The organism is Singulisphaera sp. GP187 (genome assembly GCF_900129635.1).
Lineage (GTDB): Bacteria > Planctomycetota > Planctomycetia > Isosphaerales > Isosphaeraceae > Singulisphaera.
In genome coordinates, this window is sequence record NZ_FSRB01000002.1 from 806,379 (window position 1) to 820,750 (window position 14,372).

General features: G+C 61.2%; 14 protein-coding genes and 1 tRNA gene. 12 read left to right on the plus strand and 3 right to left on the minus strand.

Annotated features, from left to right (window positions below):
- Positions 1 to 327 precede the first annotated feature (327 nt).
- Together BUS42_RS27645 and BUS42_RS27650 are read right to left on the minus strand one after the other, a co-directional pair.
- Complete coding sequence (locus BUS42_RS27645; protein ID WP_254053832.1) at positions 328 to 1,605, minus strand: HhH-GDP family DNA glycosylase; 1,278 nt, start codon at positions 1,603 to 1,605, stop codon at positions 328 to 330.
- Positions 1,606 to 1,824: 219 nt separating this feature from the next.
- The gene (locus BUS42_RS27650; protein ID WP_074312415.1) at positions 1,825 to 3,144 is read right to left on the minus strand and encodes a TolC family protein; all 1,320 of its coding nucleotides are present in this window, start codon (positions 3,142 to 3,144) and stop codon (positions 1,825 to 1,827) included.
- 818 nt (positions 3,145 to 3,962) lie between these two features.
- Between BUS42_RS27650 and BUS42_RS27655 the strand changes: the two genes are divergently transcribed.
- On the plus strand, positions 3,963 to 4,937 hold the full coding sequence (locus tag BUS42_RS27655) for a DUF1559 family PulG-like putative transporter (RefSeq protein ID WP_074315406.1): 975 nt from the start codon (positions 3,963 to 3,965) through the stop codon (positions 4,935 to 4,937).
- A gap of 1,002 nt (positions 4,938 to 5,939) precedes the next feature.
- On the opposite strand, the gene BUS42_RS43860 is transcribed toward BUS42_RS27655, so the two are convergent.
- Positions 5,940 to 6,040: transfer RNA gene (locus BUS42_RS43860), tRNA-Met, on the minus strand.
- A 68-nt stretch (positions 6,041 to 6,108) separates the two neighbouring features.
- On the opposite strand from BUS42_RS43860, the gene BUS42_RS27660 reads away from it, so the two are divergent.
- The 11 genes from BUS42_RS27660 to BUS42_RS27695 all read left to right on the plus strand — a co-directional run bounded on the left by BUS42_RS27660 (position 6,109) and on the right by BUS42_RS27695 (position 14,295).
- Positions 6,109 to 6,450 carry a hypothetical protein gene (locus tag BUS42_RS27660; RefSeq protein WP_143206534.1) on the plus strand — a complete coding sequence of 114 codons (342 nt, stop codon included), beginning with the start codon at positions 6,109 to 6,111 and terminating at the stop codon, positions 6,448 to 6,450.
- Positions 6,451 to 7,003: 553 nt separating this feature from the next.
- The gene (locus tag BUS42_RS43115) at positions 7,004 to 7,195 is read left to right on the plus strand and encodes a MerR family transcriptional regulator (protein ID WP_143206535.1); all 192 of its coding nucleotides are present in this window, start codon (positions 7,004 to 7,006) and stop codon (positions 7,193 to 7,195) included.
- Between the two features lie 176 nt (positions 7,196 to 7,371).
- The gene (locus tag BUS42_RS27665; protein WP_074312419.1) at positions 7,372 to 10,230 is read left to right on the plus strand and encodes a DNA primase family protein; all 2,859 of its coding nucleotides are present in this window, start codon (positions 7,372 to 7,374) and stop codon (positions 10,228 to 10,230) included.
- A 448-nt stretch (positions 10,231 to 10,678) separates the two neighbouring features.
- Positions 10,679 to 11,035 (plus strand): hypothetical protein, encoded by a 357-nt coding sequence (locus tag BUS42_RS27670; RefSeq protein WP_074312421.1) that lies wholly within the window; start codon positions 10,679 to 10,681, stop codon positions 11,033 to 11,035.
- On the plus strand, positions 11,035 to 11,229 hold the full coding sequence (locus tag BUS42_RS27675) for a hypothetical protein (protein WP_074312423.1): 195 nt from the start codon (positions 11,035 to 11,037) through the stop codon (positions 11,227 to 11,229). Before BUS42_RS27670 ends, BUS42_RS27675 begins: the two co-directional genes overlap by 1 nt.
- A gap of 227 nt (positions 11,230 to 11,456) precedes the next feature.
- On the plus strand, positions 11,457 to 11,867 hold the full coding sequence (locus BUS42_RS27680) for a hypothetical protein (protein ID WP_074312425.1): 411 nt from the start codon (positions 11,457 to 11,459) through the stop codon (positions 11,865 to 11,867).
- Between the two features lie 265 nt (positions 11,868 to 12,132).
- Positions 12,133 to 12,426, plus strand: coding sequence for a hypothetical protein (locus BUS42_RS27685; RefSeq protein ID WP_074312427.1), 294 nt, complete (start codon positions 12,133 to 12,135; stop codon positions 12,424 to 12,426).
- A gap of 105 nt (positions 12,427 to 12,531) precedes the next feature.
- The gene (locus BUS42_RS27690) at positions 12,532 to 12,834 is read left to right on the plus strand and encodes a hypothetical protein (protein WP_143206536.1); all 303 of its coding nucleotides are present in this window, start codon (positions 12,532 to 12,534) and stop codon (positions 12,832 to 12,834) included.
- 198 nt (positions 12,835 to 13,032) lie between these two features.
- Entirely contained in the window at positions 13,033 to 13,470 is a 438-nt protein-coding gene (locus tag BUS42_RS43120) for a hypothetical protein (RefSeq protein ID WP_143206537.1), read from the plus strand.
- Positions 13,467 to 13,832, plus strand: a complete 366-nt coding sequence (locus tag BUS42_RS46710) for a DUF6171 family protein (RefSeq protein ID WP_410001719.1) — start codon at positions 13,467 to 13,469, stop codon at positions 13,830 to 13,832. Before BUS42_RS43120 ends, BUS42_RS46710 begins: the two co-directional genes overlap by 4 nt.
- Positions 13,833 to 14,019: 187 nt before the next feature.
- Positions 14,020 to 14,295, plus strand: a complete 276-nt coding sequence (locus BUS42_RS27695) for a hypothetical protein (RefSeq protein WP_254053833.1) — start codon at positions 14,020 to 14,022, stop codon at positions 14,293 to 14,295.
- The last annotated feature ends 77 nt before the right edge of the window (positions 14,296 to 14,372 follow it).

Here is a 14,372-nt window from a genome sequence, read left to right on the forward strand (position 1 = left end):
CCTTCTTTCATTGATCTGGCCCCTTTCCGTTCGAGGGACCCGCTCTATCGACGATCCCTCCACGGTCACCCGGAATGTGGCCCCGCTGATCGTCAGTGTCGCACGGCGGCGCCTGCCTCGATTGATGCTGCACCGTTTGATGCCCACGGCCGGCCGATTGTCCCGCCGGCCCCGGCTTTCGGCCCGAGGCTGCATCCGCTTGTGGCCATCGCCCCGGTTTGCTTAAACACGGTATCGAGCCAGGCAAGCTGTTCAACTCCAGGAGGTTCGCCCCGGAATCGGTCAAGGCGATCAACGAGGTGGCTGCCTACACTTGCGCCGGTCGAATCACCGGCCTACCGGCAGCGTGAGCAGGGGGCCGCCCGGCTGTTGACGCCCGAAGTCGAGGCGGCTGAGCGAGAGGACCAGGGCGAAAGTCGCCTTGCTGGGTTGATCGCGATCGTCGATGTAATACCAGTAGTCGCGGTATTTCACCGCGACATACGCCGTCGGGGGTGGCTTGTGTCCGCGGCACGCGTGGACCGCGAACAGCCCCTCGGTGATCGCTCGCGCATCGACCGACTTCCCGTCGGGCCCGGTCGGCAGTCTCACGAGCCCGGCTTCGATGTGTTCGCACGGGACCTCGACCCCGTTGGCCAGGTAGAAGAACACCTGGGCCGTGGATCGTGGGCTGACCTGAATCGCTTCCGAGGGCGGGCTTGGGGCTTGGAGCGGGTCGAGGACCACTCCCGGCGAGACGACGACCACATAGCGGGGTTGTCCCGGCCGAAGGTTCAGCAGACCGGCGACCTCTTCGATGATCGGATGATGGAGGGCGACCGGGTTCACCTCCAGGACCAACCGCCGTTCCTTGCGCGAGAGAACCCAGTCCGCCCCATCCCCGCGCGGGCGATATTCCAGGCCCGACTTCGCCGCCTCGACGACCACGGAGGCCGCGATGGCCGACGAGGGCAACGGTCCGCCGACTTCGACGAGATGTTCTTCCGGTCGCACGGCACCGAGGCCCAGGTCCTGGGCCGCCTGGAGCAGTTCCGTCACCCGTCGGAACCGGCCGAAATCGGGGATGAGTTCCCGTTGCGGTCCGCTGGCCGTGATCGCGTTCGGCACGCCGTTGAGCCGCTCGACCCAGAGGCGCAGTACGGTCGCCACGGGCCAGCTCGTCTGCTGGAGGAGGATTAAGGTGTCCGCCGTGATCGGGGTGAGGAACTTCTCGACGGCATCCCCGTTGTCCGACGGGATCAGGGTCAAGGTCGGGCGGTTCGCGCCGCTGACGTTGATGTCCGGTAGGATCGAGGTGAACGATCGGAACGTGCTGCCCGCGGGGTTGGGCGCGTTGAAGAACGGCCGCGCTTCCGCGCCGCCGGCCAGTTCGTACTGCGCTGCGATCGACGAGACGTTGAGGTTGAGGGGCGACTCGTTGTAGCGCATGTGGACGAGGTTGCGGAGGAGTTGCTCCTCGTCGACGTGCCGGACGGCCTCGTTATAACGGCCGTGCGACCGCTCCAAGACTTTCGGGCCGAAGGCACATCCCCCCTCGGCGAGCACACAGGCGAGGATTCCGGCGATCGTGAGCCGCGCGAGGCGCTTCGATCTCGGCTTGAGCACATCCCCGACCCTTCTGCTTTGCGAGGCGTTCTCACTCCCTCGACCGAGGCGGACGAACCTCGGGGCGAGGGCATTCTGAGGTTTTCGACCGCCCCGTCAAGGCGAATCAGGTGCGTTGACGCAATCGACCTACGATCCGCCCCGAAATGCAGGTCGAGAGCCTGGGGCGTCCGCTGCCGACCTCAGCGAAAACGCGGGAGGAGCTGGCCGTTGCGCGGTTCAATCGGCCCCGATCACCTCCATCAGCTTGGCGTGAGCCACGCGGTAGTTGGCCTCGGCGTGCAACTGCTCCAACTCGGCCTTCGCCGTGGCTGCCTTGGCGGCCTGGATCGCGGCTGGCAACCGGGCGGGACCCTCGGAGTCCCGTCGCGCTTGAACCATCTCGTTGGCGAGTGCCAGGCCCTCGTTGGCCTGTTCGAAGCCGGTGTAAGCCTGGCGAGCCTCGAGCACGACCTTATCGATGGTTGCCTGCACGTTCTGCTGGGCCTGGGCAATCTGGTATTCCCGCTGGTGCTTGACGTGACGTCGCTTGCCCCAGTCGACGAAGGTGTACGAGGCGGAAATGCCGAACGCCCCGAAGTTGGGCTGAATGATGGGGGCGGCGGTCTGATTGAAATAGGAACCGAAGATGTTCACGTCGGGCAGGAACTCGGACCGTGCGATCTGGAACGCCGCGGCCGCTTTGTGGGACGTTGCCATGGCTTCCTGGACCTGCGGGTTGCAAGCCAGGGCCCGGCCGGCGGCCTCGTCCGCCGAGTGGACGGGGGGCTGCGGTGGCATCGGCTCCTCGAGCACGAGCAAGGTGCCCGCGGGGAGTCCAATCAGGTTGTTGAGCTGCTCGGCGATATCGGCGGACTGGCCATGCACCTGATTCAGCGCCTGCCTCGCCTCGATCGACGCCACGCGGATTTCGGGCGAGGAACCGATCTGGGCGAGTTGCTGGGCATAGTTCACCTGAACCTGCAGCGCGGCTTCGATCCGCTGGGCCCCATGCAGGCCGTAGAACGCCTGGGCCACACCAGACAACAGGTCGCGAGTCCCCTTGGCCAGTTGGGCCTGGGCGATCTGCTCGTCGGCCTTGGCGATCTTGACCGCCGCGTTGACGGCGATCAGCTTCGTGATCGGCTGGGCCAGCGTGATGGCGGCCAGGCTGCTGTCCTGATTGACGGCGTTGACAGCGACCGTCCGCGACCCCGGCGGTAGGATGCCGAGCCGGCCTGTTCGTATCGTGTTGACGACGCCGAGGTTGGTATTGAAATGGAAATAGTCGACGTTGCCGAGGAGCTTGGGGAGGTAATCCGTCTTCGCCGCGGCCGTCACTTCTCCCTTCTCTCGCATAGCCAGCTTGGCCAGCCCGAGGCCCTTGCTCGTGACCAAAGCCCGCTGCTTGGCGTCCTCCAGCGTCAGGTGATAGACCGTCTGCCCGGGAGCGAGTCGATTCGAGCCCGGCAGCAGCGCGTCCTGCGCAGATGCCGTTCCGGCGCATAGGAGCAAGATCGCGAAGGCCGATCGCAGGTACAGGCGTATCCAAGGCCGCATCGATCTGACCCCCTCCTAGGGCTGAACCTTCGCAACAAGCCCCCTTCGGTCCTTGGAGCCTGAGCGACGCCGAACTCTCCTCGCCGGCGTTGGAGGGATTATCGGCACAAGCAGGGCAAGCTGGGTAGGCAAAATCTGCTAGCCGCGGCGCGCCGGGGTGGTGGCGGCAGGCGCGGGTTCTGCCTCGCGTTCCAAATGTGCTAATTTGTCCATTAAGAGAAAGAAGTGTTTTGCTTCAGTCGGAAATGGAGAGCGGCCTCGCCCGAGTTCTACGGGTTTGGTGACACCTGGGCGAGGAGCCAGTGGCCAGGCGAGGAGCCAGTGGCCAGGCACTTAAAGTGGGTAAGGTGGGAACCCAGGGAGATCCGTTGAGGATCTTAATTGGACACCTAAGTCTTTCCCAAATCTCCCAGACGGCCCAATTGAAGTGCCTGGCTGCTAGCACTCCCTCGAACCCCAACGCCAAGATTGCCACGCCGATCATCAACCGTCGCGTTGTAAGTCGTGGGAGTCGCATGAGGGCTAGTGCATGATTACTGCCATTTTGGACAGTACTTGCACCTCAAGCCCGGCTCAATAATAATAAAGAAGCCATTTAAACACCCAAAGACCGATTGAGCCGATTTCACGATCCGACGAGGACCGAGCTGGGTCGCATCTCCTTCGGGAATTCGATCGCCCCCCCACTCCCCCCTCCCCCCCTCGTATCGGTCCCCGGCGTGGGCGGCCGGGATCGCCGATCGTGCGGGTTGGGAAGGTCGCCAATCGAATCGGTGTTGGCACGTGCTCTTCCTATCCATTCCGGGGGGGTCCCAATCATGATTCGGAAACATCGCGCCTTCACGCTGATCGAATTGCTGGTGGTGATCGCCATCATCGCTGTCCTGATCGCCCTGCTTTTGCCCGCCGTCCAGGCCGCCCGCGAGGCTGCGAGGCGCGCCCAGTGCGTGAATAACCTGAAGCAGCTCGGGCTCGCCATGCAGAATTACCACGACACCGTCGGCTCGCTCCCCATAGGCCGGCAGAACGCGCCCCGGCGGACGTGGGCGTTCTCGATTCTGACGACCATCGAGGGGAATACCCTCTTCAACGCGATCAACTTCACGACCGACTTCTACCAGCCTCAGAACACGACCGCGATCCGGATCAACGTCAACGCGTTCGACTGCCCCTCCGATCCGGGCGGCTCGAACATCGAGGAACCGGCCTCCCCGTACCCTCGGGCCAAGGCCAGTTACATGGTCAACTACGGGAATACCTGTTGGCACCAGGACGGCTCGCGCCCGGGCCAGGCCACCGGCCACACCCCCTTCACCCCCGAATCGACCCTGGCCCAGGTCCCCCCGCCCTACACGACGGTGGCCTACCTGCCCGGCCCGTTCACGGGCGACAAGTCGTACGGCCTGCGCGACTTCACGGACGGCACGAGCAATACCGTGTTGCTGAGCGAGATCAAGATCGGGCTCAATCAAGGTAGCAGCTCCGACCACCGGGGCGACATCTTCAACGACGACCGGTGCTGCTTCGAGTTCTACACCTACTCCCCGCCGAACGCCAAGACCTACGACCAGATTGAAGGTGGGTTTTGCCTCTACCCCAACGCCACCAACCCGCCCTGCGTCAACGTGAATCTGACTTCGTTCTGCGCCGCGAGGAGCTTCCACTCGGGCGGGGTGAACGCCGCGATGGGCGACGGCAGCGTCAAGTTCATGAAGGATTCGATCGCCGTCAATATCTGGCGGGCGCTCGGGAGCATGGGCGGCGGCGAGATCGTCTCCAGCGATGCGTACTGACCACCTCCCCGAGCGACGAGGGATTGAATTCGCGGCGATCGACCTTCTTCCAGCGGGCGGGCTCAAGGATCTCCGAGGACTGGACATCGGATTGGATCCCGGGTTCCGAGAGCCTGCGCCCCCGACCAGCGATACGGGACGTGGGAATTTCCACCAAATCGAGGGGAATCATGACAGTCAAGGTCAAGCGATCCTGCTTATTGGTGTTGCTCCTCCTCGGGTTCGTCCTCGGTTGTAGCAGGAGCGAGCCCGAAGTCAAAGTGGACCCCGCATTGGCGAAGAAGCCCTTCCCGAAGGCGGGAGGACGCCAAGTGCCCTGACGGTCATGGGTTACCCGGTTGTCGAGTCAAGGAACGCTCTCTAGCCAGAGCCAGTAGAGCCAGTGGCCAGGCACCTAAAGTGGGTAAGGTGGGAATCCAGGGAGATCCGTTGAGGATCTTAATTGGATACCTAAAATTTTGCCGAATCTCCCAGACGGCCCAATTGAAGTGCCTGGTTGCTAAGGACTGCGCCCTCGTCCATCGGATCGCGTCCGAGTGTCCATGGCATCGCGTGTGGGGTTCGCGTCGTCCAGCTCGACATCGCCCGACCCTCGAACATGGCCACCCAAGGGCGATCGGGTGGGATGCTCGGCCTCGTTTGCGTCGTGGGCCGCCTCGTCCTGGCCGATGGATAGCCGGGGTGGACGTATGGACGATCGGTTCGGCTCGGTCTCAGCCTGGGCGGATTCGGTTGGCTTGGTGAATCGAACGATCGCGAAAACCGCGTGAGGTATGGAGTTGGGAAGCGTGCTCCATCGCTCGGCCACTTCGGCTAGCTCAAGAAACTTGCGGCGCGGATCGAGAACCGCCAACTCACCAATGAGTTCAGCGATAGCATCCGAGGCCGTAGGGCGGTGTCGTATTGTATCGATTGCCTATCGGACGCTGGCAGGTTTCGTTGTCCGGTTCGGCTTGACTTAACCCCTTGGACGGGGCTGGAAGTGTTGTCATCTATCGTGAATAGCGGCGGAGGGACTCGAACCCCCGACACGCGGATTATGATTCCGCTGCCCGGTCACACGGAAAGCCTTTTTTCAAGCGGTTTGGCGAGCGACGATCGCCCCTTTTCCCCCTATTTGCCCACCGACAACTGTCAAACTGATCCCGATCCGCTGAGCGAGTTTCCCGACTTGGCCGAACTTGCCCGACTCTGGCCGAGTCTTCCCCCTGCCCTACGCGACGGAATCATGGCGATGGCCAGGGCCGCCACGCCGACCGACGCCACCCAAGGTGAAGTCGAGCCACGCCGATCGTCCCCGCGTCCACGTCGAGACTACGTTACAGGCCCGGCCGACGCGACGGTTGATGTCCACGAGGCCGAGCAAGCCGCCCCTTCCTTGGGTGGCACTGGCAATCGTCGCGGGTTCGTTGACCTGACTGGCGACGCGAACCGCTCGGGCCGCGAGGCCGTGGAAGCTCAGACGCGATCCGGGAGGCGAGGCCGAGCTACGCGCCGGGATGGCCGGTCGTGACGAGGCTGAGACCGTCTCCTTTATGTGTGTCGGAATGGGGTTTCGGCACACATAAGGCCAAGCTCCGGACACCAGGACAAGATGAGGTGAGGCAAGGGCCGAGTTCCCCCACGCCCGCTTTGAGCCGCCCAGATGAGGCGAGCAAGCGAGCGCCGGCCGAACCGCATCCCTTAGGCGGCTTCCCCCTAGTCCGCCAGGATCGCCCGCGAGCATTTCAATTACCCTGATTCGCCAGACCAGGCAATTCGCCTAGTTCTCTCGTCTTCGTACCGAATCGTGCAATATGCACGAGTAAACAATTGCCCGAATAGGCAACACGAAGATTAAGAAGATTTTATCTTAGGACCAATGGGCGTATGACTACATGTAAGGCATTTGCATGAACGGAGTTGCATAAGGCGTGTCAACGTGACTCTTCTGCTAAACAAGTGCTAAACGTGGGTTTAGGAGAGGATATGTAGGAGGGTGAAAAAAAATATCCGCGATAGGGGGGCGGAGAGAGGATATGTAGGAGGCGCGTGTGTTTGTCTTGAGGAACCGAAGGGAGCCAACAATGAGTGCAGACAAACGAATGAATGCGGCGGAAATTGCGGCTGAGACCGGAATGTGCAAATGGACCATCCTTGACTGGGCAAAAGCGGGAAAAATCCCGTGCGTTCGGATTTCGCCCCGAACCATCCGCTTTGACAAGTCCAAGGTACTGAAGGCACTGGGCCTGGAAGACGAAGTGGTTGTCAGCAATTGAAGCTTGGGCCGCTCGGCTGGTAAGCAACCGACACACAATTAGATCAGTATTCAGTCATACGAAAAACGCCCCAGGCGGTCGTGACTCCGCGAGGGGCGCTCGTGTGACTCATGCCGGAGTTAAGCGACTCCGGAAAACCGACATTCCTTACGCATCAAGGAAAGCCAGTGGTTTAAATGGTATCACGTTACGTCACAGAAAACAAGCTCCTAGCGGCCGAAAATGAGTCGATTCCCGACTCCGGCCCGGGCTGGAATCCGGCTGACGGAATTCCGGGCGATGGGGCAAGCGATGGAGTGGCGATCAAGAGCGCCGCGACCGCCAGCGTTCCCCTCACTGGGCCGCCGACCCCCGCCAAGGTCGACCGAGAGACGCTTGACTCGATCCTCTGCGTCATTGTGGAGCCTGGCGACGTTATCGCGATTCGTATCTTTGGGGCCGAAAAGAAGAACGGATACCTTGTCAGGTCGGAAGACTATCCGAAGACGTATGAGGGGTGCTACTCGGCCCGCGACAACATGGCCGTTGACGCCGCAAGTGCGAGCGGTGTGAGTGTGTACCTGATCTCGAATCCGGTTCATGAGCATGTGCTCGCAAGGGCAAAAAACAGGCTCAGGAAGATCGGGAAGGGCGAGGGCGTCAGCGTCAAGGATATCCGTTGTCTACGGTGGGCTTATTTCGACTTCGACGCGGTCAAGCCAGACCCAAACATCCCGGCGACGGACGAAGAACGAGACGCCGCCTTGGCCCTCCGAGACGCATTCCTTCTCGCACACAAGGATATGGCCGCTCATGCGATCTGGGGATGTAGTGGTAACGGAGGGTGGGTTCTCGTCAGGCTCCCCGACTACCCGAACGACGAGACGCATCGAGCGATCGTCGCCGAGACGGTTGACTATGCCGCCGACAATTTTGGAGCCGACCGAACGACGAAGAACCCGGCCCGGCTCTCGCCGTTGCCTGGCACGGTCAAGCATAAGGGCGACCCGATCCCTGGACGCCCCCATCGGAACGTGACGGTGGATCAAACATCACTCGCTCTGTTCAACCGCAATGACTCGTTCGACCTGATCGGGTTTCATGAGTCGGTCGTCAAGCCCGCCCGAGACGCCGCCCAGCAAGCGACGGGCAAGCCCGCTAGCCCCACGACGTCCAAGAGGTCAACCGGGTCTCCCAAGGCCGGCAGCACGTCCGTGGGCGGCTCCGGGGATCGGGTCGAGCAACGGGCTATCGCATACCTGGCCAAAGTCGATCCCGCGATCCAGGGGCATCACGGATCAGATGATTGCTTCAAAGCCGCTTGCGTGGGCCCGGCCTTCGATTTCGATGAGGAGACGACGTTCCGCCTACTCCGGGATCACTACAACGAGCGATGCGAGCCCCGTTGGTCCGACGATGAGCTTCGGCACAAGATCGAGGATGCATACGCGAAAGAGCCGAGGCGAGGGTGGCTTCTCGGGGCCAAGTCGAGCCCCCCAGGTGAGGGCGAGCCGGTCTCGCCTGACGCTGGCGAGGATTTTAAGCACCTTGACGCCCCGCAGGCGATGGCGAGGCAGATCAGGCACAAGAAATACTGCCACTGGGGCGTGAGCACGCTACGCAAGCACGCGGACGAGTTCTATCTCTGGAACCGCAGATCCTACCGTCCAATGTCAACCGAATCGATCCACGACGAAGTGTCCGAATTCGTCCAGGCAGAGATCATCAAGGAATTTGCGCAGCGTAAGATGGCGGAAGGTCTCAAAATGGCCAAAAAAGAGACGATCGAGGAAAAGGACAAGGCCAAGGAACGGCCCCTGAAACGAGGATTTGTTGCCGACGGAGTCCAAGCCCTTGGTGCGACGGTTCGCACGCACGCCGACAGCATCCCGGTCTGGCTCGACGGCGAGGGCGACGACTGGAATGCTTCGGACGTGCTTTCTACGAACAATGCACTTGTTTATATCCCCAGCTACCTGAACGGCGAACAATGCACTCGCCTGCCGACCCCCAGTTTTTTCACCACGCACTCGCTCGGGTACGACTGGCAACCCGACGCTCCCAAGCCTGAGCGATGGTTGCGGTTCCTGGCCGAGACCTGGCACGACGACCAGCAATCCATCGATACGCTTCAAGAGTGGTTCGGGCTACAACTTGTCCCGGTCACGAGCTACGAAAAGATGCTCGCTCTGATCGGGCCGCCTCGCGCCGGCAAAGGTGTGATTGCGTCGATGATGCGGGAAATGGTCGGCACGGCGAACTGTTGCGGACCGACATTTTCCGGTCTCGCTGAGACGTTCGGGATGCAAAGTCTCATTGGAAAACTCTCGGCGATCATCGACGATGCTCGGCTCTCGGGAAAATCGGATCAAGCCATTATCACGGAACGGCTCCTATCGATCTCCGGTCAAGGATGCTTGGACGTTCGCCGTATGCACCGGCCGCAATGGACCGGGGTTTTGACTTGCCGGATCACGCTCATCTCGAACGAGCTACCCAGGCTCAACGACAACGCCAACGCGCTGGCGAACCGCTTCATCGTGCTCAAGTTCACGAAATCTCACCTTGGAAGCGAGGACAACAGCCTCAAGACGACACTCCTGAAAGAGCTTCCTGGCATCCTGCTTTGGTCGCTCGAAGGTTTGCGGCGGCTCAATGAACGAGGGCATTTCGTTCAACCTGAATCGGGCCGCGACATTCATGAGGAAATGGAGGACATGTCGTCTCCCATTGGTTCGTTCGTGAAAGATTGTTGCGTTGTCGATCCCGATGAAGAGGTTGAGAAGGGGCAACTCTACACCGCATGGAGGGCATGGTGCGAGCAAAACGGCAGAAAGGAGGCCGGGGAACTCAGCACGTTTGCCCGAAACCTCAGAACCGTGGTTCCCAGCCTGAAGTCGACGAGACCACGCGATGGTGGCCGGCGAGTTTACGCGTTCAAGGGTGTCGGGCTCTTGCCGCCTGAGTCATTGACGGTGTTTTCGGGCGATGGCCAGCTGTCCCCTAGCGATGAGCCATCGGCCGAGTGGTTCGACCAGAACAGCGTGCCGTTCTGATGCCGGTCCGGGGTGGTCCGGGTTCCAAGCCCATGGTCCGGGATCCAAATCCGATCCTGGACCACATGCAACCTCTTACTGTGCAATAGGTTGCGATGTTATTTTTCAAGGTGGTCCATGTGGTCTGGGTTATTTTAGAAAGTCCCCCCTAAGAGAAAAAACGGAAAACAAGCGCAAAGGAAAGCTACTTAGAGACGCAATAGGGATTTTGCCCTCCGATCCTGGACCACCCCTCCTGAATATGGACGCAAATCATTACAGGGCAATGGGATAGGAAACGGTCTAGGATCAACCCCAATCCTGGACCGCCCGGACCAACCCGGACCGATTGTCCCGCAAGTTGCCACCCTGGATTCGCCAAACTCGCTAGCTGTCCGCAGTTAGCCATTAGCCTCAATATTCTTCATTAGCTCACGTTTCCCATTCTCACTCGAAAGGATCTAGTCTTATGGCTGTTCGATGCTTTTGCGACCGATGTGACGCACCAATCAACGGCGACCCGGTCGGCACGGCAATTCACGACGTCATCGACATCGGTGCGGACAAAACCTTCCTGAAGCTTCATTTCTGCCACAGCTGCAACCTTGCGCTGAAATCCTGGCTCGCAACGCCCCCGGCCAAGCCGAGCCGCTACCAGGCCGCACAATCCTTCACGACCGAGGGGCCGCCCGACGTCGGCTCTACCTTGGGTGGCGAAACCGGGGGGAGCGAGGGGCCAACCGCATGTTCCGCAACCGAGGGGCCAGCCTCAGCCCATGCCTACGCCCTGCTGGGTGGCGGATACGTCCCCGATGGGGCCAACTGATGCGTCTCGCCAATCGTCGTGGCCAGCGATCACAGCCGGTCTCGCTGTTCACGCTCCGGCTTCATAGACAGGCAGCCAAGATCGCTAACGGCATTTGCAACCCGCCCGGCCAGGTCGATCGGCTCGATGCTTTGCTGGCCGCCTTCATCAAACAAAACCAAGGGTCGAACAGTCGGCCCGTTCATCCTTCATGACTTGGAGAACTCTCATGGAAACCCTGCTTGAGTGGCACCGTCAGCCCGGCGAAAGCGAAAAAGCATTCGACGCATTTCAGCGATATTTGGCGCTTGGCCCAGAAAGGTCAGTCGACGCGTTGCGGAGAAGCTACGCAGAAAGTGCGGTAAAAAAGTCCAACCGCCTTCTTCAAAGCTGGTCGTCACAGTGGCGATGGATTGCCCGATGCAAGGCCCACGCCGACCACGTGACGGCGATCGAGAACGCGTCCCGCGACAAGGTGCGTGCCGAGGAAGCCGAAAAGTGGGAGCGTCGCCGACTCCAGTCGGCTGCGGCGAGCTGGTCGGATTCAAATCTTCTCAGGCGAAAGGCCGCTCAGATGATGACCTTCCCGCTGGCGGAAGACGTGGTCGAGGAGAATGACGAAGATGGACGGCCGATCCGGATCACTCGGACTCCGGCCAAATGGACGATGGCGACGGCCGGCGCGTTGTACAAGCTCGGGGCCGAACTGCGGGCGGCGGCGATTTCCGAAGCTACCGGGAACGCGGAGGACGATTTTGACCCGAGCAACGCGACCCCAGAAGAGTGCCGCGCGTACCTTGCCCGCGAAGGCATCTTGAAGATCGCGACCGGAACCGCCGGCGCGAGCCAGTAGGCCGCCGCCTCATCTGGGCAGCATCGACCCGCCCGCCCCACACTTCTCGGCGACCTAATCGCCAATCAATATCGCCTCAAGGCAGGCCGACAGTATCGCCCGAGACGCGTTCTCGGCTCTGCGGTCGCCCGATTGCCAACGACGAAGTTTTGTATAGGCGTTGGGTGTGTAAGCGGCCTTCCTGGCGATGCCCCGAAACGCTCGTTTTGACAACCCGCGCCCGGACATGTAGCCGGGCCATCTCCCTCTCAAAGGATTCCATCTCATGCAACACGATCGAACTGACCACGAGCCCGCCACCCCGGCCGCCCTGGCTCCCGAACTGCCTGATGATGCCGCTACCGCCACTCTGGCCAACGCCATCGCAGACGCCATCGCAAGCGGGGCCGCCCAGCCTCGAATTGAACGCATCCTCCCGGATGGCACTGTCGAAGTCCGGCCAATCACCGCGACACCTGATGAGTGGCGAGCCGCCGTCCATCGGGCCGCCGCTCACGCCACCGCACTCCAACTGGGTGGCAACATCGACGACGAATCCCAAGCCGAGAAAGGAGCCTGACACATGGTTTCCAAAATCGATCGATTGACGACAAACGGCGGCCTTTCTGTTGTTGACAAATATATCGATTATTTATGCGGGGAGATTGAGCGAGCCCAAAACGTGATGGTAAGCCCACCGTTGCAAGCCAGCTTGACCCCCACCGGGTTACGACTCGCGTGCATGATTCCGGCCACAACCCGCATTGCCAAGGCGTCATCCAGCGGCATCCCCGCTCGCGTCGGCAGCACGTTGGGCAAGGCGACGGACGTGGTGCTCTATGACTTGGCCGAGGGAGTCTTGGCCAGCGAGACGGTTACCGAAACGGCCTACAACATGTCGACAACGGCCATCGGAGCCAACTCGTACGTGATGCTCAACCGAGTCGGAAATTACTGGATCGTGGCGTTTGAGGATTGCCCGGCCTGATCTGCTCGCCCGTCGCTCTATCCATTCCTTGCTTCCCACCTTACCCATCGCCCCGGCATCTTGGCCAACCGCCAGGTTCCGGGGATTTCCTCTCACCTTCAACTATCACATCGAGTTTCACGCGTGCCAAATCGATTCTCTCCGGGCTGTAAGTGCTGCCATTGCAAGCTCGGCCCCTGCACCGCGACGATCCCCACCGTGCTCTCGTTCGAGGACGTCTACTTCGGCGTCACGATGGCCGCGATCTGGACGCCGAACAACCCGGCTGTTCCTTGTGGCGATGGTGGATGGGTTGCATACCACCTGTTCGATTATCCCGGATCAGGTGGGGGACCGGGGCATTGTTCACAATCCTGTCCACCTGGCAATGTTGCACTCAAATATGTGCTGACATTTAATCCAGTCTCGCATCTTCCGGTGATGACAATCTACGGCAAGGCTTCAACTGATGGTTGCCCTAACCTGACCGGAACAATCCCGGATGGTCCATGGGATACGGCCGACAGTGCGTCATGGTCGCGGATTTCCTGGTCCTGTACGCCAACCTTCTCCGCGACCTTCGGAAAAGTTTTTGGATCCACATTCTACGATTGTAAAACCAATCCCGCCGTACGAATCCTGGTGACCACCCCATGAAATGTTCGACATGTCCGCTTCTCACAGAGGGGCGATCATGCCCCGGCGAGCAATCCAAATTCGTCTGTAGCCAGTCCCACCAGCCGGGACTGATCGCTCAACTCCGCTCGTTCGCGACGGCCGTCGTACACCACGTGGCGGCGGGACGACCCCAAGCTTCCCAAGCGCAACGGGAGGCACGCCTTGCCGTTTGTGCCGCATGCCCCGAATACGACGAAGGCCGTTGCCGACTTTGTGGATGTTTCCTTGCGACCAAAGCGGGTTGGGCCGATCAGGAATGCCCGGTCGGCAAATGGATGGCGATCGTTCCCATGCCCGCTGAACGGCTCCGCGAGGCACCGGTTGAACCCGCCCTGGCTTAGTCTATGGCCGAGCCAGCCGGGTCGGTTGCGTAACCTGCCTGCCCGTTCACCTGCTCGAGAGACCGGGACCGCCAACCCGGCCGAACCTGACCATCTAATGCCCCTCGGTGCGAACCCGCCTTACGCCGGGGGCCAGCCGCCGCCTCTTCCTTGGGCAGCTTGAACCACACCATTTGAGGATCACGACATGATCGCTACCATCGCCTCGCCTGACACCACCGCCACTGGCATCGGTTCCCCTGCCGGCATCTCAGGCGACGTCCTGGAAGGGCTGGCCGAGGGGATCGCCCAACTCGTCCGCCAGGGGTTTGACGCCGAACTGATCGTTGAACGAATCGACCGGGCCGCCGATGGTCTGGGGTTGCCGGCAAGCCATCCAGCCTGCCAAGCATTCCGGGAGACTGCTAGGACGATGACGATGGAGGCGATGGAGGGCAGGACGGTCAGTAGCCCGGGGGTGTAGCGTGGACGACTTTGCCTTGGGTTGGCCCTCAGGCTCGCCCTGATATCCCTGGGTGGCGTCATGGCCATGGTTGACAG